At 39.9% G+C, this 22,330-nt stretch carries 17 protein-coding genes; 12 read left to right on the forward strand and 5 right to left on the reverse strand.

Annotated features, from left to right (window positions below):
* Nucleotides 1-204 precede the first annotated feature (204 nt).
* The 8 genes from BVC89_RS13850 to BVC89_RS13885 all read left to right on the forward strand — a co-directional run bounded on the left by BVC89_RS13850 (nt 205) and on the right by BVC89_RS13885 (nt 11,819).
* Nucleotides 205-1,146, forward strand: a complete 942-nt coding sequence (locus tag BVC89_RS13850) for a carbohydrate kinase family protein (protein ID WP_086931754.1) — start codon at nt 205-207, stop codon at nt 1,144-1,146.
* 33 nt (nt 1,147-1,179) lie between these two features.
* Nucleotides 1,180-1,848 (forward strand): class II aldolase/adducin family protein, encoded by a 669-nt coding sequence (locus BVC89_RS13855; RefSeq protein WP_086931755.1) that lies wholly within the window; start codon nt 1,180-1,182, stop codon nt 1,846-1,848.
* 107 nt (nt 1,849-1,955) lie between these two features.
* Nucleotides 1,956-3,182, forward strand: a complete 1,227-nt coding sequence (locus tag BVC89_RS13860; protein ID WP_086931756.1) for an aminotransferase class III-fold pyridoxal phosphate-dependent enzyme — start codon at nt 1,956-1,958, stop codon at nt 3,180-3,182.
* A gap of 57 nt (nt 3,183-3,239) precedes the next feature.
* A complete protein-coding gene (locus tag BVC89_RS13865; protein ID WP_086931757.1) occupies nt 3,240-4,631 on the forward strand; it encodes an MFS transporter in 1,392 nt (463 codons plus the stop codon).
* 14 nt (nt 4,632-4,645) lie between these two features.
* Nucleotides 4,646-5,728, forward strand: a complete 1,083-nt coding sequence (locus BVC89_RS13870) for a glycoside hydrolase family 88 protein (protein ID WP_086931758.1) — start codon at nt 4,646-4,648, stop codon at nt 5,726-5,728.
* 5 nt (nt 5,729-5,733) lie between these two features.
* Nucleotides 5,734-7,737: a hypothetical protein gene (locus BVC89_RS13875; protein WP_158657934.1), complete on the forward strand. Its 2,004-nt coding sequence runs from the start codon at nt 5,734-5,736 to the stop codon at nt 7,735-7,737.
* Nucleotides 7,738-7,845: 108 nt separating this feature from the next.
* Nucleotides 7,846-10,314, forward strand: coding sequence for a TonB-dependent receptor (locus tag BVC89_RS13880; protein WP_086931760.1), 2,469 nt, complete (start codon nt 7,846-7,848; stop codon nt 10,312-10,314).
* A 497-nt stretch (nt 10,315-10,811) separates the two neighbouring features.
* Nucleotides 10,812-11,819: a hypothetical protein gene (locus BVC89_RS13885; RefSeq protein WP_086931761.1), complete on the forward strand. Its 1,008-nt coding sequence runs from the start codon at nt 10,812-10,814 to the stop codon at nt 11,817-11,819.
* A 160-nt stretch (nt 11,820-11,979) separates the two neighbouring features.
* On the opposite strand, the gene BVC89_RS13890 is transcribed toward BVC89_RS13885, so the two are convergent.
* From BVC89_RS13890 to BVC89_RS13900, 3 genes are all read right to left on the reverse strand, one after another.
* A complete protein-coding gene (locus BVC89_RS13890) occupies nt 11,980-13,218 on the reverse strand; it encodes a M12 family metallo-peptidase (RefSeq protein WP_086931762.1) in 1,239 nt (412 codons plus the stop codon).
* A 643-nt stretch (nt 13,219-13,861) separates the two neighbouring features.
* Nucleotides 13,862-14,335: a DUF1348 family protein gene (locus tag BVC89_RS13895; RefSeq protein WP_086931763.1), complete on the reverse strand. Its 474-nt coding sequence runs from the start codon at nt 14,333-14,335 to the stop codon at nt 13,862-13,864.
* A gap of 44 nt (nt 14,336-14,379) precedes the next feature.
* Nucleotides 14,380-14,985 (reverse strand): glutathione S-transferase family protein, encoded by a 606-nt coding sequence (locus BVC89_RS13900; protein ID WP_086931764.1) that lies wholly within the window; start codon nt 14,983-14,985, stop codon nt 14,380-14,382.
* 402 nt (nt 14,986-15,387) lie between these two features.
* On the opposite strand from BVC89_RS13900, the gene BVC89_RS13905 reads away from it, so the two are divergent.
* A complete protein-coding gene (locus BVC89_RS13905) occupies nt 15,388-15,975 on the forward strand; it encodes a TetR/AcrR family transcriptional regulator (RefSeq protein WP_086931765.1) in 588 nt (195 codons plus the stop codon).
* 96 nt (nt 15,976-16,071) lie between these two features.
* The gene (locus BVC89_RS13910) at nt 16,072-16,908 is read left to right on the forward strand and encodes an AraC family transcriptional regulator (RefSeq protein ID WP_086931766.1); all 837 of its coding nucleotides are present in this window, start codon (nt 16,072-16,074) and stop codon (nt 16,906-16,908) included.
* A 58-nt stretch (nt 16,909-16,966) separates the two neighbouring features.
* Here the strand turns inward: BVC89_RS13910 and BVC89_RS13915 are convergent, their stop codons facing one another.
* Nucleotides 16,967-17,857: a LysR family transcriptional regulator gene (locus tag BVC89_RS13915; RefSeq protein ID WP_086931767.1), complete on the reverse strand. Its 891-nt coding sequence runs from the start codon at nt 17,855-17,857 to the stop codon at nt 16,967-16,969.
* A 129-nt stretch (nt 17,858-17,986) separates the two neighbouring features.
* Here BVC89_RS13915 and BVC89_RS13920 point away from each other — a divergent pair, with 129 nt between their 5' ends.
* Entirely contained in the window at nt 17,987-20,098 is a 2,112-nt protein-coding gene (locus BVC89_RS13920) for a pyridoxamine 5'-phosphate oxidase family protein (protein WP_086931768.1), read from the forward strand.
* Between the two features lie 117 nt (nt 20,099-20,215).
* Here BVC89_RS13920 and BVC89_RS13925 read toward each other — a convergent pair whose 3' ends face one another.
* A complete protein-coding gene (locus BVC89_RS13925; RefSeq protein ID WP_086931769.1) occupies nt 20,216-21,364 on the reverse strand; it encodes an S-(hydroxymethyl)glutathione dehydrogenase/class III alcohol dehydrogenase in 1,149 nt (382 codons plus the stop codon).
* A gap of 270 nt (nt 21,365-21,634) precedes the next feature.
* On the opposite strand from BVC89_RS13925, the gene BVC89_RS13930 reads away from it, so the two are divergent.
* Nucleotides 21,635-22,270, forward strand: a complete 636-nt coding sequence (locus BVC89_RS13930) for a hypothetical protein (RefSeq protein ID WP_086931770.1) — start codon at nt 21,635-21,637, stop codon at nt 22,268-22,270.
* The last annotated feature ends 60 nt before the right edge of the window (nt 22,271-22,330 follow it).

Raw genomic sequence — 22,330 nt, forward strand, 5'->3', positions numbered from 1 at the left:
TTATTTACTTATTTTATTTATAATTCAGCAGACAAAAATTCCTCGCTAAGATATTTTTTAATCATCTCTTAAAATGCGCTATTGCAGTTTAAATAATTTGGCTGAAATTGACCACTTTTTGCCTTTTTTGGAACTACTTTTTTATTGAATCACTTTTTACAATGGCTTTATGGCAGGCAAAATTACACTTGACCGGAGAGCAGTATGAGTACATCGTTTGTAAGTGTGGGCGTCACTATTTTAGATATACTGGGTTATCCGATTTCATCTATCCCTGACCAAGAAAATACTGAGGTTATAGAAAAAATTCATGTATGTGCCGCCGGTACCGCTGCTGCTCCAGCGGTTATTGCGTCTCGTATGGGAATGCAAAGTACACTTGTTGGCGCGATTGCTGACGATGACATAGGTCATATGATCCGTTTAAAGTTGGAACGTGAGAAGGTAGACATCTCCTTAGTCACCTGTCGCAGTGACTTACCAAGCGCAGCTACAATCTTGCCGATAAATCGTGAGGGCAAGCGTCCAAATTGGCACATGCCTGGCGCCTTTTTGATGATGGAAATAGACCCGCGTGCGCGAGAGTGTATTGTCAGTGCTGAGCATCTCCATTGGGGTGGGATAGGTTTATTATTTAATTTAGATGGCGCCGTCGCCGCAGATATACTCGCTGAAGCACGTGCAAACGGTGCGCTAATAACTGGCGACCTTATTGCCCCTGGCTCGCAAACGCCTGAAGCTGTTAAAGCCTTAGCGCCTTACTTAAACTTTTTTATGCCCTCCATTGATGAAGCAATAGAAATTTCAGGTGAAACCACAGTCGAAGCAGCTGCCAGTGTATTTTTAGAGCAGGGGTGTGAAGGTTGTCTAATAAAGTGTGGAAGCGAGGGCGCTTTTTTAGCGACACGATCTGGTGCACGTGAATATATCCCGATTATAAAAAATGTAGAAGTAGTCGATACCAGTGGTTGTGGTGACGCTTTTTGTGCGGGTTTTCATGTCGCTTTATCCCGCGGAATGAATGCCGAGCAGGCCGCCCATTTTGCATGCGCTACTGCTGCACAAGTGGCAACTGGCGTCGGCTCAGATGCTGGGGTAAAGGACTATGACACTACATTTAAAATCATGCAATCTGGTACGATGTAGGTCAAACTCATCGTCCAGTGCAGGAAAGAGCTAATGGAGACTTACCAAAATAACGAACAAGACCGCCTACGTGTCATCGATGCATTAAAATCATTGGTGGATAATAAACTGACCAGTGGCACTTCAGGCAATATATCCTTGCGTGTTAATGAGGGCATGATAATTACGCCAACAGGTATGACACCCGATCAGACTTTACCTGAACATATTGTGTATATGAAATTAAATGGTGAAGCTCCAGCCGATCAATTGAAACCGTCAAGTGAATGGCAGATGCATGCTGATATTTATCGCAATAAACCTGGAATTAATGCGGTGGTTCACTGCCATTCGCCTTACGCCACTATTTTGGCCTGTGCAAGAAAAGCGATACCGCCTTTGCACTACATGATTGCAGCTTGCGGCAGTTTTGAGATCCCACTGGCTGAGTACGCAACCTTTGCAACGAAAGAACTTTCTGAAGCTAATTTAAAAGCTTTAGATACATCTCTTGCTTGTCTAATGGCTAACCATGGACAACTGGCGATTGGTTTTGATTTGGATGGCGCTATGAAACTAGCGGCGATTGTAGAGGAGATGGCACATAGCTACTGGGGGACACTTGCGATTGGCGGCCCTGAACTGCTGAACTCTTCTCAAATGAATCATGTGCTTGATGCCTATCTAACTTATGGGCAACAAGACCACAAGGATAGCGAATAATTAGAGCTTTAGCGTAATCAATTGGCTCTAGCGTATCGCTTGGCAAGGAAGCTAATAACCCATATCTGCTGGCGAAATAATAATAAAATATTGAAAGGAAGTTTTCTATGCAGCAACTAGATAATGACCTACGTTTACGTGATCGAGCCAATAAAGCCTTTCCTCGGGGTATATACGGTCATCAAGCCTCCAGCTCTTTATCGCCCAATCATCCCCAGTTTTTTGCCAAGGCCAAAGGGTGTCGACTATGGGATACCGATGGCAATGAATATATTGACTTTATGTGCGGCTATGGCACTAATTTACTCGGTTATGGCCATTCGCGGATTGACGCGGCAGCCGCGCGTCAACAACAACAAATAGATTGTGCTACGGGCCCTTCTGAATTAATGCTCGAACTTGCGGAAAAACTAAAGGCTAACATAGCGCATGCCGACTGGGTTATCTTTGCCAAAAACGGTACCGACGCTGTGAGTATCTGCGTTATGACCGCACGTGCACAAACGGGTAAAAATACTCTTGTTATTGCCGATGGTGCTTACCATGGAGCTAGTGGTTGGTGCACTCCTGGGCCTGTCGGTTTCACTGCGGGCGAACGGGATAACCAAATTAGCTATACCTACAATGATGTGACGAGTTTGCGTAAAGCAGTGGCACAAGCTGGTGATGATTTAGCCGCCATCATGGTATCGCCATTTAAACATGACGTATTTGTTGATCAGCAATGGCCAACCGACATTTTTGCTAACGCTGCACGCCAGCTTTGTGATGAGAAAAATGCTGCACTTATCCTCGACGATGTTCGTTGCGCTTTTCGTTTCACTTTAGGAGCAACCTGGGAAACCCTTGGCGTATCTCCTGATTTATGCGCCATGAGTAAATCTATCGCTAATGGTTATCCCCTTGCTGTTGTCACAGGAAATAACAATTTTAGACAGGGCGCTGGAGATATTTATACCACAGGATCTTTTTGGTTTGCTTCAGTATCATTTGCCGCATGTTTGGAAACGATCGCGGTCGTTGAAGAAGAGGGGGCTATAGAAAAAATGAAGCTAGCGGGAGATCTATTTAGAGCTGGACTCGATGAACAAGCCAAATCCCACGGTTTTAAACTAAGGCAGACGGGGCCCTGCCAAATGCCTCTCGTGCTGATTGACAATGATCCCATGTGGGAAAAAAATAACTTTTTTTGTAATGAAGCTGCTAAGAGAGGCGTTTACCTACATCCTTGGCACAATATGTTTATGTGTGCAGCCCATCATCACAATGATATTGTCGAAGCTTTAGAAAGAACGGATGGCGCTTTTAGTGCTTTAAGAAAAAAGTTTGCATAGCGGCTTACCGCTGGGGGAAATAATATTGCTTAATTCGCCATTAGTGTGCCGGCAACCATGAGTTTTTCTGTATCACTACCAGTGTCGACAGAGGTAAATGGGTTGCCACTGAAGCTGAAATTGATCTATTCCATGGGAAATATGGGTATTGGCATGCTGACTGTTATGCACATGTTTTACCTCGTGTATTTCTTTTTTCCACCTAAAGAGGCGGGAATTGCCTATCTTATCCCGCAAACAAGTTTCTTTATTGGTTTAACGGTCTTAGGTGTCATCATGTCCCTTAGTCGTATTCTCGATGCCATGCTTGACCCGGTGCTAGCCAATTTTAGTGACCGGCTAAATCATCCTCTCGGTAAAAGAATTCCTATCATGCGTTGCGCTGCGCTGCCTTTTGCTTTTTTCTATGTATTAGTATTTTTCGTTCCTATAAGTAATGCAGTCAGTTATTACAATGTCGTTTGGCTGTTTGTTTGCTTGCTATTGAGTGCCGTCGCTTTCACGTCTTATATGATACCTTTTTATTCTCTCATGGTAGATTTGGCCAAATCCAGTGACGATAAAGTAGATTTGGGTACTATTAGCAGCGCATTTTGGTTTATTGGATTTTTGCTTGTTTCTTTTACACCCACTATGTGGGATGTGGTTATGAATTTGTTCGGCGTCTCAAAGATTTGGGCGATACGTATCACTTTTTCAATCACAGCATGCTTAGGTTTCATAGCGCTAATGGTGCCGGCGCTATTTATAGATGAACGGGATTTTGCCAGTGGCGCGATTAAAAAAAGTCACAAAATGTTACCTTCATTAAAGAAGGTCATGCAAAACCGGAGTTTTCGCTTTTTTTTAGCGAGTAATGCCAGTTATACCATCGCAACATATATTTTCGAAGCGGGCTTGATCTACTTTATTACGGTATTAGCGGTGTTGGATGCTGGCCTTGTGCAAGGTCCTTTGACAGTTGTTATAGGCGGCTTAACACTCGCATGTTACCCACTAATTAATCGGCTAGCAAAGAGCAAAGGCAAAAGCTATGTTTTAAAAATTAGTTTGTTGCTATTTGCTACGACTTTCGTGGTTATTTCATGCTTTGGTATGACAGATATTCATCCCTATATTTTATTTCTTCTGGTTATTTTATTTTCACCATTTGCACAAGCGTCTTTCGGTATCCTGCCTAATGTCATGACATCCGATTGTGCTGCCTATGACACCTATAAAAATGGTGATGACCAAGCGGGGATGTATATTGGTATTAATGGCTTTTGCATCAAGTGTGGTAGTAGCCTTGGAATGATTATATTTACTTCATTACTTTTGTTCGGCAAGGATATCGGAGACGATATGGGAATCCGTCTCGCTACTATGGTTGGTGCTGTGGTTTCGCTACTTGGTGTTGTATTTTTAATATACTACGATGAAAAAGAGATTTTGACCTACACAAAATAATATTTGGAGCTTTTATGCACCACTTAGAATGTGTGACAAAAGTCGCTGATACCTATATTGTAGAACATAAGCCCGAATCCCTAAATTGGAATTGGGGGGAGGCTTTGCTTATGTATAGCCTTAGTCTACTAGACGATTTACTAGGTGACGAAAGGTATTTTCATTTTTATCAAAGTTATGTTGATTGCCACTACAAAAAAGGTATCGTGGTGGATCAGTCGGACACCTGTGCACCAGTATTAATCACGAATGAATTATATAAAAAAACAGCTGATATTAAATATCTTGCCATGACACAGCAAGGTATTCATTACTTAAAATACGAACCGAGACTTATCGGTAATCTCATTAATCATAATGGGCATAGTCAGGATGCTAAAGACTACCCCAAAAGCATTTGGGTGGACTCTATTATGATGAGCGGCGTCTTCAGTGCTATTGCAGCAAAAGATTTTAAAGATGAAAATTTATTGAATTTTGCATTAACTCAACCACGCGATTTTGCCAACTACTTACAAGATCCAAAAGGCAAATTATTCCACCATTCCTATTGGAAAATATTACGTAGACCTTATCCTCGTAATATTTTCTGGGCAAGGGGTAACGGATGGGTGGTTGCAGGTTTGTCATTGTTTTTAAACTATGTTGATGATATCTATGCTACAAGAATATTAAATGAAGTATCCTATGCTTTATTATCTTACCAGCGCCCGGATTATTACTTTGATACTGTACTTAATAAACCTAACGATAATTATCGAGAATCTAGTGCTACGGCACTTATCGCTGCGGGTTGGTTAAATGGAGTAAGCAGAGGTTATCTCGGGCAAGAATTTGCGACACCTGCGATAAAAGCATTTCGTGCAGTATTAGATAATGTCCGCCATCAGAGCGACGGAAGTTATATGACAGAAATTAGTCGCTGGACAATTCCCATGTTTCTTATGCCCTATCGTTTAAAATACGGCCCTTATCCTGGCTATAAATATGTTAAAAAAGGAGAGAATATTTCCTATGGTATAGCCGCGTTAATTTTTGCTGCTATCGCCTACGAAGAATATATTAATAATAGAACACATTTATCTCTCTCGGCATGAATACCATGTCACGAGATAAGGTCTTTATTGCCACTACAAGTGTCCAAGATTTTAAGTTAAGTAACGTAGGTAAAGCACCTGAAGGTTACCCCCTATACAGAGTAGAAGATCGATATTCGAAGAGTGTTTTTGCTAAACCTTATGAGCAAAGGAAGGCATGTTTTATTTCTCATGTGTTGAAGAATCCCGGTGCTGACTCCATTAAATGCTTCTTCTATGAATTAATAAGGCTGCAGCAATATCATCAACCTATACACGAACGCTTATTGTTTTCTACCTTAGACTATATTGATCAACGACGTGATTGTGCCGACTTTTTATTGACAGGTGTTATTCGCTTGTACTACCAATTCTTCGATAATGGGCTATTGTCTGATGAGTTTCGTGAAAAGTCTAAACAAACAATTTTAAACTTTAAATATTGGCCTGATGAACCCGGTATTGATTCTATGTGTTATTGGACTGAGAATCACCACATTATTTTCAGTGTTAATGAGTTTTTGGCAGGTCAGCTATTTCCCGATAGTATTTTTAAAAATTCTAATAAACTAGGGAAAGATAAAAAGCAAGAGGCAAAAAAACGTATTGAAAAATGGTTGGAGATGCGTTTTTTTACTGGTTTTAGTGAATGGCTTTCCAATGTTTACTATGATGAAGATTTTGCACCATTATTAAATTTAGTGGATTTCTCAGATGACTATGAAGTTTCCCGACGGGCACAAATAATAATTGATCTCATGCTCTATGATATGGCGATCAATAGTTATTATGGAATGTTTTCCTGCACTCATGGACGCACCTACACTAAGGAAAAAATAAACCCTTATGTGGAGTCTACCAGTGATACTGCTAAATTATTATTTGGTATGGGGTGTTTCGCTAATAAGGATAATATGAGTGCGGTTATGTTCACCCTTAGCACAGGGTATCGTGTTCCTAAAGTTATTATTGATATTGCACATGACAATCAAAAAAAAGAATGGATTAATAAGCAACGCGTGAGTATTAATTTCAAAGATGCGGCGAAGTGGGGATATGGTAACAAAGATCTTGATAGTGCCATGGGCTTACTTTTATTCGGTGGTTATTGTCATCCACGTACTTTCTCACATATGGTTTTATTGTTAGATAAATTCAACTGGTGGAAGAATAAATTCTTTTTAGAGTTTGTTCCCTTTAAGAAAGCAATAAAATTTGGTGATAAAATAGGTCTTACTACAATAATTGCTTGGCTATTACGTAAGGATATGTCGCGTAATGTTTTGAGCGAAAACAATATTTATACTTATCGCACTCCTGATTACATGCTTAGCACCTCCCAAAACTATCGCAAGGGTTATGGCGGCGATCAACAGCACATATGGCAGGCAACCCTTAACGATCAGGCTGTCTGCTTTACTACCCATCCAGGAGGCTACGGGATGCAAGCACCTAATGCCTACTGGCATGGTAATGGTTTCATGCCCAAGGCGATTCAGCATAAAAATGTTGTTGTAGTTATTTATAATACACCTTGTATTCCCACAATCCTTTTGCAAAAGAAAATAAAATTTACTCATGCTTTTTTCCCCAGTAACAGGTTTGATCATGTGATTGAGAGAAATGGCTGGATATTTGGTAAAAAAGATGAAGGCTATATCGCACTATATTCCCGTAATCCTTATTTTTGGCAACAAGAAGGCGAATATCGGGGTGCTGAGATAATTTCTCATGGCTATAAGAATATATGGTTAGTAGAGATGGGAAGACAGCAGGATTATGGTTGTTTTAATAATTTTGTTTATCTAATACAGCAAGCGACCCTGATATTTAGGGGGTTGAACATACATTACTATTCTCCTTCCATAGGTGTTATAGATACTGGTTGGTCGCGGCCATTAAAAGTTAATCGTCAGGTGATAAGCACGTCAAATTATAGGCGTTATGACAATGAATCCAGTGTTACAGATTTTGGCGCTAAAGAAATATATATCAAGCATAACGATGAAGAATTGTTGTTAAAATATTAGGTTTGCTATGGCCTGTTCACACTGATGGTTGTAGAAAAATAGAGGATGTATACGGATGTTTTAATATTTAAAAAATAATAAACAATAAAAATAAAGGTGGGAAATTCAATGATTATTCTCTTTCATGATAAGGAAAGTTTAAGAAGTAAGCCACTATTATTGAATGTCATGATCGGCATGTGTATTTTTTTATCTGCTATTGTTGATGCACAAGAAACTGAAAGTTTTGTTTTAGAAGAAGTACTGGTGACCTCACAAAAGCGTATTCAAAGTCAGATGGATGTACCTATTGCTATTAATACTTTTAGTACACAAGATATTAAAACAACGGGTGCACTCTCTCTAATAGATATTCATAATTATATTCCTGGTCTAGAGATTGAAGAAGGGCAGGTGACACAAGCGGGTATCTCAATTCGTGGAATTGAAGCATCCAACATCAGTGTCGGTGGTGATCCTTCTGTTGCCACCTTTTACGATGGTGCCTATGTGCCAAGGGCAAGTGCGACAGTCGCATTTTCTGATATAGAAAGGATTGAAGTATTAAAGGGGCCGCAGGGAACCTTGTTTGGACGTAACGCCGCTTTGGGTGTTGTCAATATTATACCCAACAAACCAAATGATAAGCCCGAAGGTTTTATCAGTGCGAAAATTGCTAACCTAGGTTTACGCCGGTTTGAAGGGATGTTAAATATTCCCATAAGTAATGAAGTTTATGCCCGCTTTAATATCTTGAGTAATCAACGAGATGGATTTATTGATAATATTGGCCCATCGGGAGGTGACCCTGGCAATCAGGATTCTATTACTGCACGTGGTTCGGTTTTATGGAATATATCACAACAAACGCAGCTGCAGATTTCTTATGATTGGGATCATGTTGATCAGGCACCTCCACAAGCCATTGGTGTGAGTGCCTTTGCTTTGAGTACAGATCCTTTTAATGATCGAGTAGCCAATGACGTTGTCAATGGACAAGAAACACGAGATATGTATTCTGTAAGTGGTAAAATCAATCATATATTTAATGATCAATGGTCGATGAATTATATCATTAACTATCGAGATTTCGAGACCACCAATCGTGCTGATCAAGATGGAACAATAGATGTTACTCGATATCTTGATACGGATAATATTGAAGATTCAAATATTTTTTATACAGAAATTCAATTTAATTTTGTACGAAATAAGTTAGATTTAGTATCGGGTATTAACTTTAGTCAAGAAAATGTTTTTCAAAAAGTACCGACTAATCTGAAGACAGATTCGTTGTTACGAAATGTCACCAACGGAGTTAAGAATGACGATACCTTAAGAACTGCTATAGCCACTAGCGCGGGTAATACAGCATTAGCGTTGCTAGATCGTATTGATCATTTATGGAATCCTGATGACTGGGCTACGTTCACGAGTTTATTGGGTATTGGGCCTCTTGTCCAGTCGGATGCGGAGTATGGAATGGTTGCTGTTGGCTTACAACTACCCTTGCTTTTCGGGCCTTCGTTTTCCGGTCAGATCTATAATGAAACAAGTATTAGCAGTGGAGACTTTACCAATATTGGAGCTTATTTCGATATTAATTACGCTGTTACTGAAAAATTTAGCATTGCTGCGGGCTTAAGGTACAGCAATGATGATAAAGACTTTACATGGCAAACGCCGTTGAGTTCATTCGCTCAGACTTTTTCAGGCCTAGGCATTACCAACAATATAGTGCTAGCGCAGCAGGATTTCTTAAGCGCGAGTCAAAACTGGTCGAGAACTACCGGAAGGCTAGTTGCAAATTACTTCTTTAGCGATGATATTATGACTTTTGTCTCGTACTCTACTGGCTATAAGTCCGGAGGCTTTGATACTTTGGATGTAAGAAGTGCCCAGTTTCCGATCGAACCTGAAGAGGTTACTAATTATGAGATAGGGCTTAAAGGTGACTTCTTTAATAAGCAGTTGCGCAGTCAGCTGAGTTTTTACCAGTTTGATATAGAGGGGCTGCAGCGTACAGTCAATAGTCGTGAACCTGGCGAAACTGCGGCAATTTTTAGAGTTATAAACAGTGATACAGAAAGTAAAGGGGCAGAATTAAGTTTAGATTGGGTAATTAGCGATAGTGTATTTTTAGGCTTAGTAACTAACTATATGAATACTCAAGTACGCTTTCCTGCGTTTTTTGATGCTACCGGAAATCTATCGCTTGCTAGGAGTGAAAGTGCGATAGAAAAGTTTGATGAGTCTTTTACCGTCCGTTTTGATTGGACTCCGGATATTCCATTGGGCAGCTTGGTTGTTCATGGGGACTATATTTATGCGGAGAACAATCCAGAATTGAGGCCCAATCATCTCGATATATTCGATAATATTATCGAAGGTTATCGTAATAAACGTAAACGTCTTAACCTTCGTATGACGTGGCAATCGGAAAATGAACATTGGGAATTAGCCACATGGGGGCGTAATGTATTAGATAATAAACATATAGCAGAAGTACAATCCATTAGCTTCGCTACCTTCGGTACAGTGTTTGTTCGAGTGGATGAGCCCGCAACATATGGGATAGATATAAGATATACATTTTGACCTTAATGGATTGAGCTTGAAATATCTGAGATTTTTCTTTTAGCAGCCTATTATGCCAGTTAAATACTGATAACAGGCTTTCAATAATACAGATTGAAACCACTTCTACCTGCAGTAAACCTGTGTTTTAAACTGCCTTTTGGTCTATTTTTCACACTAAAAAAAGTATGCCAAGACATGTACGAACCTACTGCATATGTCGCTCGTTTATATATCACTATCTGGTGTCTTGTTACTAACAGTTGCAAGTTGGATACTAATGGGATCATTTATATTGGTTAGTTTGGTTAAAGTAGCTCACGTGGCTTCTGCCACTTACTTTAACTAAGGTTACTTGCATAACCGGCGTATGGGAAGGATGCCTATACGTTTTTAAAAAAATCGCTCGGTATGTGTAATTGAGGAAGTAAGTATGAAAATTTTGGGCTTTTTAAAACCCGCTATTCCGCTTTGTGCTAGATTCAGCAATTATGGCTCTTTCTGAATAGGTTGCATCTATGTCGATAAAATCAAAGCCAATGGTATTACAACAAGGAGAACAAGCATTAGAGTATGCACCATCAGTTAAATTAAAAAACGGAAAAAACTGCATTCCGCAACATTATTTGCGTTATAAACATACTCTGGAGTCTGTCCAAAATATTATACTCAATTGCCACTTTAATAAAAGTTATCTTATTTTTGCGAGCTCAGAAGGCGATAACATTTATATTCAGATAGGTATTATTGGTTATGACAACTATATTAGTCTGTCAAAACAGTCGCAGAAAAAAATTGTCTATGGTCGCAAGTGGCGAGTAGAACCTGAATTACCAACCTCAGAGATAATTCAGACAATATTTTTAGCTTTAAAAAAAGCTCGGGAGCATGAAGTTAGAGAGTTATTTAAACTATCTTTAAAAAAATCCAAGACAACACCTTTTAGTAATCATCACGATCTTCCTCTTATGGCAAAGAATGCGAGTTTATTAGAAGTAGAAGAAAAGGGAATGTCCATAGATGACTTTGTTAAAAATGTTCGCCGTTTATTATTACATACACAATATGACTCTGGACAGTTTAACATAGTCGACATCGAAAAGAGAAAAAATGGGGATATCTTGGTGGACATAAACTTGTCTACTTCAAAGAAAACGCAGTTACTAGAATCGGGTGTATATTGTTTTACACTTTTGTTAAAAAAGCCGAGTATTAATGAGTTCTTATTTAAGCTGATGGAAGCTTTGATTTATCAGAGTGATCGAGAAGTCGAGGAGCATTTTTCTTATATGGGATTTAAGCGTTTTAGTCAAAACAATAGCGTCTTTGAAATTGCTGAACTATCGTGCTGTACTCGTGACACAAGCCATATTGAGAATGACAGCTTCTTAAAAAAATTGGAAAAAACAAACTATGAGGTAGATAAAAATAGGGCTCCTGTTATTACTAATGCTAAGTTGAGCAAGAAGCTTGCCCAAGACTTATCTCGCTTTGGCAAGCTTGATGGTGTAATGCCTTTTCTATAAAGTTTATTTATATTAGGGCCTGTTCACGACGCTAGGCGGAAAAATGCTACCAGCCCTTTGAGTGCAAACAAGAGCGGTTAAATTAGTGTGAACAGGCCCTAGTTTTTATTGAGCAAATAAATTCAATTGCCGAAATGACAATTGAATTTATGATTAGTTTTTATCTGAAATTAGCAACAATATTGCGGCGCCTTTGATGGACTCTTTCGTTATCAGCAACACTAGCATTGCCTAATATACCACCATTAAACCTTTGATCATCTGTTGAGAAGAAGCCAATGCGAGGTTGTGGGTTGCTGTTAACAGCCATGACCGTTCTAAAGTTTCCCCCAGCATTAACAAAACCGTGACCAAAAGCAAAAGGTGTTTGGGTGGGGTCGTTATCATGTCTTGCGCCGAACAGGTGGCCTATCTCATGTACGAATGTAAATCCTGTACATGTATGACGTGTTACGAAGAAACCATTGTTTTGACCGCCACCGATATCGTTGACCCGGCCACACAGTCGATCACCATCATTATCCGTAATCAAAGCAACAATATCGGCAGATCGATTATCGCGTACTCGTCCGGCAAAATTATCCAGGAAGCCGTCATTGGGATCTCGAAGGCCAATAACATTCGCAGTAACGCTAGCCAATTCAGCCACTCGAGAACTAATTCTACCAGCATCTCGTAATACAATATCGATACCGTTATTGGCGTAAACATCGTTCGCTTGGGCTAGAAAAAAGCTCATTCTATCTCTAACCGTATTTTTACCAAATCTATTTAACACTGTTGCAGATGCTATTTGTAGTACGCGTATATTGGATCTAGCTGCGGCTGCACTTGTAAGTATATTATTGCTGGCAAAGTTATCCTCGATGGGGAGTTCTCCTGCCGGTGTATCATCGGCAATGCCTAGTTGGCTAAAGTCCCGTTCTACTACCATGTGTTTCCCGTTTTCCATGGTCATAATTTCAAATATGCGGCCATCCACATTTACTTGACCAAAGACTCGATCTTTATTTCTTACGAACACAGCTCGGTTGGGGTTCTTGTTATTATATTTTCTTATATTTTCTATCTCAACAGCGCCAGCCCATACTTGGTAGTCTGAGTTTAGCCAATAGCTGTTTGAAAGCTTCACTGGAAACACCATTCCAGGCCCAAAAGGCAAATACATATCGTTAGTAGCGCCGTCTATCATCTTTGTGTTTAATTTTATCTGACCCAAAAAACGTGTGCTGCCGTCTTTCTGTAGCGTTGTTATAGTGGCGTCTTTACTGAAGGTTTGCACTTGCTCCTGTGGTATTAGTTCAAATAGTTGAGCGCTTTTTCTTGTTTGGGCTTGAGCAAACACTGAAGAAAATAATACACTTGTCAGTGCTGTCGCTAATAATAACTGTCTTTTCATTTTTAATCTCTTTTCTTTTAGTGGTCAGTTAATAATGACTGGATGTTGCCAGCATTATTATTTCTAGATATTCAGTAACTAAAAATTTTAACTCTAGACGCTGTTTGTCGTGAGTTTTAACACGTTATAACTCTAAATAAGAACTTTTCTTGGGTTATAAATATGGAAATTATTTTTATTGATGTTCTGCTTTTTAGAACAGAAAAATACTGCAATAAAATTAATTTCTTTAGTTAATTTTTTGGCGACAATTTTTATTTTTGATGTGCTTTTGAGGTTTTGTTTTTTTGTAAATTTTTGTTAATTCTGCAGTGCGATTTTTTAAGTATATAAGCTGTATGCTTAGCCGTTGTTGACTTGTGAAATATTTTTTGAAGGAAAATATAAGGTCTAATATGTAATAAATGAATTTATTTGAGGATAAGTAGTAGAGGTTTTTTCTTTAAATAGTCGATCTTGGTGTGTAGTTTTTGTATAAACAATTTAATCAAAAATAATTAAATGTTCTCTATTGTAGAATCGCCAGTCGCTCATAAAGTTATGATGCAACATATCTTTTTGTAAATTGTTAACTGTAAATTAATTTTTTAGCGAGTGCCTGATAGTCTTAACTGTTATCGGACACTCGTTATTTTGCCTTTAATTATAAGCCTAAATCTGAAAGGCTAGGATGGTCATCTGGGCGACGACCTTGGGGCCAATGAAATTTACGATCAGACTCTTGAATAGGAAGGTCATTGATACTTGCAAAGCGCTTTTGCATCAGCCCATTTTCGTCGAACTCCCAATTTTCATTGCCATAAGCTCGATACCATTGCCCTGAATCATCTCGCCATTCATAGGCAAAGCGTACAGCTATGCGATTATCAGTATAAGACCATAATTCTTTAATTAAACGATAGTCCAGCTCTTTTTCCCATTTACGGGTTAAGAATGTTTGAATTTCTTCTCTACCATTAATGAATTCTGCCCGATTTCTCCAAGCACTATCTTTGGTATAAGCTAAAGATACTTTTTCAGGGTTACGGCTATTCCATCCATCTTCTGCCATACGTACTTTTTGGGCAGCCGTTTCAGCAGTAAACGGCGGTAGGGGTTTACGAATCTCAGCGCTCATAATATTTCCTATATAGGCTTAATGTAGTGAATTAAATGTATAGATTAACTATCTATCGCTGTTTTTTGCATCGGGATAAATCCCTCAAGAGCTTCCACTTTCGCAAGCCAACGCAAGATGTTGGGGTAGTTGTCAAGAGATACTTTTCCCTCGGGGGCGTGAGCAATATAGCTATAACATGCGATATCAGCAATGGTTGGTGCATTTATTGCCATCCAGTCTTGATCTGCTAATAAATCGTTAATTTTTGTCAGTAATGCGTGACTTTCTTCGATGGTGAGTGCTTGGTCGAAATCGGCACCAAAAACAGTAATTAATCGAGCTCTACCTGGGCCTTCGGCAATTTCTCGTGTTGATAGAGATAACCACTCATGAATTCGTGCCACTGCTTCAGGCTCTTGAGGGTACCATTGAGGGCCGTATTTGGTGGCTAAGTAAGCGAGAATTGCGACAGAATCACGTATTACAACACCATCGTCATCTAATACCGGTACTAGGGAAAAAGGGTTAATGCTCTTATAGGGTTCTTTCTTGTGTTCGCCGTTAGCAAGATCCAGCGATACTTTTTCATATTCTAAATTAAGTAAAGACAACATTAACCTGACGCGATGTGCGTGACCAGACAACTCAAAATCATATAGCTTTATCATAATATTTTCTTCTCATTAGAGGTTAAAAGGATAGTTTTAAGAGGCATGTTTCAGTGCATATATGAGGGCACTTGCAAACCATACCTCAAGGGAGACAGTTCTGTATACTTGAGGTATCATATAGACAATTCTGTCTATGTCAAGTTGGATCAAAGGCAATATTGAGTTATTTTGATGGATTTATTCGTAACTTATTGTTTTATTTGATAAAAAAATATATGTGCACTGTTTAAAAATTTCCCCGTGACATCATTTTCATATAAAAGTATACTAATCTGTATACTTTTTCGCAGATGCGTTACATGCAAATTAAGCCGTGGATAGATGTAAGCGGTGGATAGATGTAAGCCGTAGATAAATAAGTTGCGAATATGCTGTAAGTAAATAATTAGGAGCTAGGTTATGGTGGCAAGTAGAAAAGAGCATTTGGTAGAGACAGCGCAGCGGCTGTTTTACCGCCAGGGCTTTCGAGCGACGGGTATTGATCTTGTGTTAGCAGAGTCAGGTGTTGCTAAAAAAACGTTGTATAACCACTTTAAATCCAAAGATGAACTTATTATCGCGGCTTTACAACGGCGTGATGAGCAGTTTATGAGTAACTTGCGACAAACTATTGCACGGTTATTATCAAAACAAGAAGTGGATGTAAAATTTGCCAAAATATCGGCATATTTCGATGCCTTATCTGAGTGGATAAACTCCGATAACTTTTGTGGGTGTATGTTTATCAATGCTTCTGCTGAATACCCCAGACAAGATGATCCGATCCATGTCGCTTGCACTAACCACAAAAAATTAGTAATTCAGTTTATTGAAGAACTGCTAAGTGAATGTAAGTTTGAAAATGCGCATACTATTGCTAAACAAATGGCCTTACTATCCGATGGAGCGATTGTAAACGCTCATACTACCAACGATTACAATGCTGCTAATGAAGCTAAGGTCGTTGCGATGAGACTGCTGGAGTCTTATTGCAAGGAACCAATGTAGTTCCATTTTATTTGGAATGTATTGTGTGCTTTGTGTTAAATATATTTATGTATTTTTTACTCTCGCTTCCTTTATTCTTTAGTCAAAGGGATAAAAATGGATGAATTAAGTCACATATTGAATGCTATATCCATTAATGCGGATGTGTTCTTTAGCGGTAATTTATGCGGTGTTCAAGCTTTAGGTGGAACTAAGACTGGTCATATGCACATGCTTAAATCTGGCGTGCTGACGGTGTTAACAAATGATGGCCACAAGGTTGTTTTAAATAAACCTTCTGTTATATATATTCCCGGGCCAACCTTGCATCGCATTATCTCTCATGAATCTCATAATGCTAATTTAGTCTGTGCAGCCATTAGTTTAGATTCTGCTAACCAAGAACAATTAGTGAATGCCTTGCCGCAATTTATGTATTTTCCAATAGCATCAAGTGAAGCGATTGGTAAAGCTGCGCAATGGTTATTTAAAGAAGCATTTGAAGACCAAAAAGGTCGCCAGACCATGCTTGATAAATTAACCGATATATTCTTATTGCAAGTTTTGCGGCATGTTATTAGTGAGGGGACGCTCTCATATGGCGTAATGGCAGGTTTATCGCACCCTAAGTTGTCCCGTGTCATAAGAGCCATCCACGAACACCCACAAAAGCAGTGGAGCTTGGAAATGCTTGCTGATTTGGCGGCTATGTCGCGCTCTAAATTCGCTTCTTTCTTTAAAGAAACGGTTGGTCAAACGCCCAATGATTACATTGTAGATATTAGAATCGCCATTGCTCAGGATCTATTAAAGCTCGATAAATCTGTTAATCTTGTGGCTAATGAAGTGGGATATGAACATGGTTCAGCACTGGCTCGTGTGTTTCGCAAGAAACTTGGACTTTCACCTAGGGAGTGGTTGCAAAAACTAAGAAATCGAGGGGAGGGCAATTAACTCGTTAATTGCAAGTAGAAAAAATAAAAATACCTTGGAGGAAAAGTAAAAACACTATCTAATAGTATTGCTCAAACACTTCAGTAAAATGATCAATTAAAGCTCGAATACGTGCTATTAAATGCCGTCTTTGAGGATATATCGCATAGAGACCGAGCTCAGAAGCTTCTTTATCTTCAAATAATATTTTTAGCCGGCCTTTCTTAACATGTGGTTCGACTACATACATGGGACACATGCCTATACCCAAACCACCCAAGGCCATATTGACTACAGCACGGGGTGAATTGGCCTGAAAAGAGCCATGCACTTTAAACGAAGATACATTACCATCAATGCAAAACTTCCAATGCTCAGGATCGGCAGAAGCCATTTGTAATAAACAATTATGGCCAGATAAGGCTTGTGGATGTGTCGGCTCACCATGCTCCGCTAAATAATCGGGTGAGGCAATCACCACCACACGCATATCCATAAGTTTGCGCGCAATAAGTGTGGAGTCTTTTAGGCCACCAAATCTAATAGCTAGGTCGAAACCTTCTTCAATAATGGAAATTTGATGATCGGACAGATATAAATCTATAAGAACTTTGGGATGTTGTAATTGAAAAGGGCGCAGAGCTTCCACTAGTTGCTTACCACCAAAGCCCGTGGGTGCGGTAATTCTTATGCTACCTGCCAATTCCGATTGGCGTTCTTGCACTAGGCCCTCTAGCTCATCAAACTGATCAAGTAGTGGCACACAGCGATCAAAGTATGCCTGTCCTGTATCAGTTAAGGTGACATTGCGGGTAGTGCGATTAAATAATTGTGCGCCTAAGCGTTCTTCTAACTGCTGTACGTATTTACTGGCAAGTTTGGTGCTAATGCCTATCTGCTTTGCTCCTGAGGTGAAAGATCTCTGCGAGGCCACAGCGACGAAGGTACTCATGCATTTAATGGTATCCATAAAACGACTCACTGATAATTATCTTCATTTTGTACATAATTATTCCATAAATCAATCTATTGTCTTTGTTTTTTCTTGTTTTATAGTATTCGTAATAGGCTCAAAACAGTTTTTGACGAGAAATGTACTATGCAAAATAATAGTCAGCACAATAGTGGTGGTGTAGAGCAAAACGCCACTCAGGCGGTGCCTTCACCTTTTCATTCAGGTGAGCAGGAGATACAAACACGCACTGGCAAGCGTGAGGTGATGGAAAACTTTGGCCGTCGCGCCATTCGCCCCTATATGCCTGATCAACATCGAGAGTTCTTTACTCAGCTGCCTTTTATGGCCGTGGGGAGCGTCGACGAAAATGGCTGGCCCTGGGCCTCAATTCTTCCTGGCAAACCGGGCTTTGTTCAATCGCCGGATAACACCACACTAGATATATCTGCCCTGGCAATAAAAGGTGATCCGCTGGCGGTTGCTTTAAAGAAACAAGGGATGCCTTTGGGGCTTATTGGTATTGAGTTACCAACTCGTCGTCGTAACCGCGTGAATGGACGGGTTAATCGAGTAGGTGACAATTTCTTCTCACTATCAGTGGATCAATCTTTTGGAAATTGTCCTCAATATATTCAAGAGCGAAGTGTGGATTTCATTCGTGACCCTGCCATCGTAGATGATTCCGTTGAAGTTTCATCATTTTCAATTTTAGATGATGATGCTAAGGCAATGATTCATGCCGCTGACACTTTTTTTGTTTCAAGTTTTATCCACGCGCAAAATCGTCCTGACGTAGAAGGTGTGGATATATCTCACCGAGGTGGGCGTCCTGGTTTTGTCAAAGTGGATGGTAATACTTTGACAATACCCGATTACCCTGGCAATTATTATTTTAATACCTTGGGAAATTTTTTATTGAATCCTAAAGCAGGCTTAGTTTTTACCGACTTTAATAGCGGTGATATATTAATGCTCACGGGACGTGTAACCTTGCTATGGGAAGATGAAGAGGAAGTAAAAGCGTTTAAAGGTTCTGAACGTGCTTGGCGTTTTACGCTTGAGCACGGTATTAAATTAAAAGGCGGTCTACCCTTTAGGGCCTCGTTGAATAGTTATTCACCCAATACCTTGTTGACGGGCAATTGGGCTGAAACAACGGCTATTATCGAAGGGCAAAAAAAGAGACAGCAGTGGCGCCCCTACCGTTTAGCACGCATAGAAGATGAAAGCTCTGTTATTCGCTCATTTTATTTTGAACCAGCGGAAGGTAGTTACGTGATGCCGTTTGAAGCAGGACAATTTTTAACGATAAAGTTAACAGCTAAAGGCCAAGAAAGTTCGGTGGTTCGAACCTATACTGTTTCCTCTGCACCAGGTGAAAGTTATTATCGAATTTCTGTTAAGCGCGAACAGGATGGGCTGGTATCACAACACTTACACGATAATTTAAAAGTAGGAGACATTATTGAAGCGAAAGCTCCCAGTGGTGATTTTTATATTGATCCTGCGGAAGAACGACCGGCGGTGCTACTGGCAGGCGGCGTAGGTATAACCCCCATGATGTCGATGGCAACCCATGTGGTAAAAGAGGGTATTTTAACGCGTCATTTGCGTCCTTTAACAATTTTTCATTCAGCTCAAACAACTGAGCAGCAGGCGTTTGCTGGGGCATTTCGAACGTTGGAGCAACATTCTTCTGGTGGTATTCGTTATTTTTCTGTTATTAACAAGCCAAAGCCGACAGAAAAAACGGGGGTAGATTTTAATGCCACAGGACATATTTCTGCCGATATAATTAAGCAAGCATTACCCCTTGATGATTACGATTTTTTCCTATGTGGACCTCCCGGCTTTATGCAAGCGATGTATGATATTTTGCGCCGCCTAGGTGTAGCCGACAAGCGTATTATAGCCGAAGCATTTGGTCCTGCATCTTTGCAGCGCCAGCTAGATGAGGGCAGCGCGGCAGTATCAACAGCGGCTGAAGCACAGGATGCGATCGTTAAATTTACCCGGTCTAATTTTGAACAGCGCTGGAATGCAGGCGATGCCACTTTACTAGAAACAGCAGAGGCTCATGGTCTAAACCCTGAATTTAGTTGTCGTAATGGTGCTTGTGGTTCATGTGCTGTAAAGCTAAAAGCAGGGGAAGTTGCGTATCGTAGCCAACCTACTGCCAGTTATGACGATGATGAAGTGCTTATATGCTGTGCTGTTCCTGCAGAGGGGACAAGTACGGTAGAAATCGACTTATAATATCTAAGACATGCCTTAACGAAAGTATAATCCCTTATTAAAAAACGCCTGTAATAAGAGTATTACAGTCGTTTTTATTTATCTCGCTATTTACGTATTTAACTATTTAATTATTAATCAGTTAGCTTTCATGTTTTGGTTATCGAAATGAATCACACTACGTATGCTTTCACCTTTATGCATTAAATCAAAAGCGTTATTAATATCTTCTAGCCCCATGGTATGAGTAATAAAATCTTGCAAGGGAAATTCACCTGCTAAATAACGCTCCACATAATCAGGCAGCTCCGAGCGCCCTTTAACACCACCGAAAGCTGATCCGCGCCATACTCGTCCGGTAACTAATTGAAAAGGACGGGTTGATATTTCTTGGCCTGCGCCGGCAACGCCAATAATTACCGATTCCCCCCAGCCTTTATGACAACACTCTAGAGCCGAGCGCATGGTGTTAACATTGCCAATACACTCAAATGAATAATCCACGCCACCATCAGTAATATCTACAATTACTTCTTGAATAGGTTTGTCATAGTGCTTAGGATTAATACATTCTGTCGCTCCCAGCTTTTTCGCTAACTCAAATTTACTTTCGTTAATATCGATAGCAATTATGCGACCAGCTTTTGCCATGGTAGCGCCAATAATGGCCGATAAACCAATGCCGCCAAGCCCAAATATCGCGACGCTCGAACCTTCTTCTACTTTGGCCGTATTCATTACCGCTCCCATGCCAGTAGTAACACCACAGCCTAATAAACATACTTCTTCTAAAGGTGCCGCTGGGTTGACCTTCGCGAGAGAAATCTCGGGTAGAACGGTATACTCTGAAAAAGTAGAACATCCCATATAGTGATAGATAGGCTTACCATCTTTAAAAAAGCGCGTGGTTCCATCGGGCATTAAGCCTTTGCCTTGGGTATCACGAATTTTTTGGCAGAGATTAGTTTTGCCTGATAAGCAAAACTTACACTTACCACACTCCGGGGTATAGAGGGGAATGACATGATCTCCCACACTAACACTGGTGACGCCTTCTCCTACTTGTTCCACAATCCCACCACCTTCATGGCCCAATACGGCAGGAAATATCCCTTCAGGATCTTCCCCCGAGAGGGTAAAGGCATCGGTATGGCAGACGCCTGTGGCAATGATGCGTACCAACACTTCACCTTTTTGCGGTGGCATAACATCAATTTCTTCGATCGATAGAGGTTCATTAGCCGCCCAAGCAACCGCAGCCTTGGACTTAATAAAGGAATCTTTCATAAATACGATAGCCTTAAGATATGAATTTTCTCACATACTATATATTTTCTTATATAATGATAATGATGCGATTTAGTAAAAGATATTTACTTATATGTAATAATCAATTTCAACCAGTAGCGCTGTTTGGTAGGCGTGTATATCATTGGGCTAACAGCAGTATTGAATATGGAAACAGAAGTAAAATAAGGTAAGAAATCGAGGGAACTTCAGAGGTTTATTCAGAAAAGATGAAAGATGAAAAAAAGATCTAAATAAAGAGGAAAGCGAATGATAAAAACGAGTATTCTTAAGCGTATAAGCGCTCTTGGCGGTGATGTGACGCAACTTCAAGGCCGTTCTTTGTCTGAAGACTTATTACTTATTCATCTTCCTGGCCCCTTATATCCCAGACCTTCTGGCGTACCTTGGTCCGATAATCCAGAACCCATTTATGGCCTAGGTCAATATGTGGAGGAAAATTTAGCGCACTATAAAAACGATAAAGACCAGTTTTTTAAAATGATGGTAAATTTTTTCTTTGATACGCCCGAAGGCCACTACGGCCAAACGTATTTTACTCCCCAATTGTTTACCCCGTTAACGCCTGGTACGCAACATTACGATGAGTGGCATATGGATTTTGAGAATGAAAAAGAGGTGGATCTCAGTCTTTTTAAACCAGTTGCCACCTCTTGGCCCATTGAGTTTATCGAGTTAACCCATAGCGATAGTTACCCCGATACCTTATATGTGTGTGCATCTGATCCCAAGACAGATAACCCCCGTGTATTTGGCACCGATCATGAAGTCTTTTTTTCAGACGTTTCCGATGAAGGAACACTGGAAGATTTTTTTAATAAATTTATGACCAAGGAAGAATTTCTCGCCATTGTAGTTGCTGATATGGCAGATCACTATCAATAAACGATATTGATACATTCTATTCGATAAGTAAACACAAGAATTTAAGATAGCAGTTTTCGA

The organism is Agarilytica rhodophyticola (assembly GCF_002157225.2).
In the GTDB taxonomy this organism is placed as follows: Bacteria; Pseudomonadota; Gammaproteobacteria; order Pseudomonadales; family Cellvibrionaceae; genus Agarilytica; species Agarilytica rhodophyticola.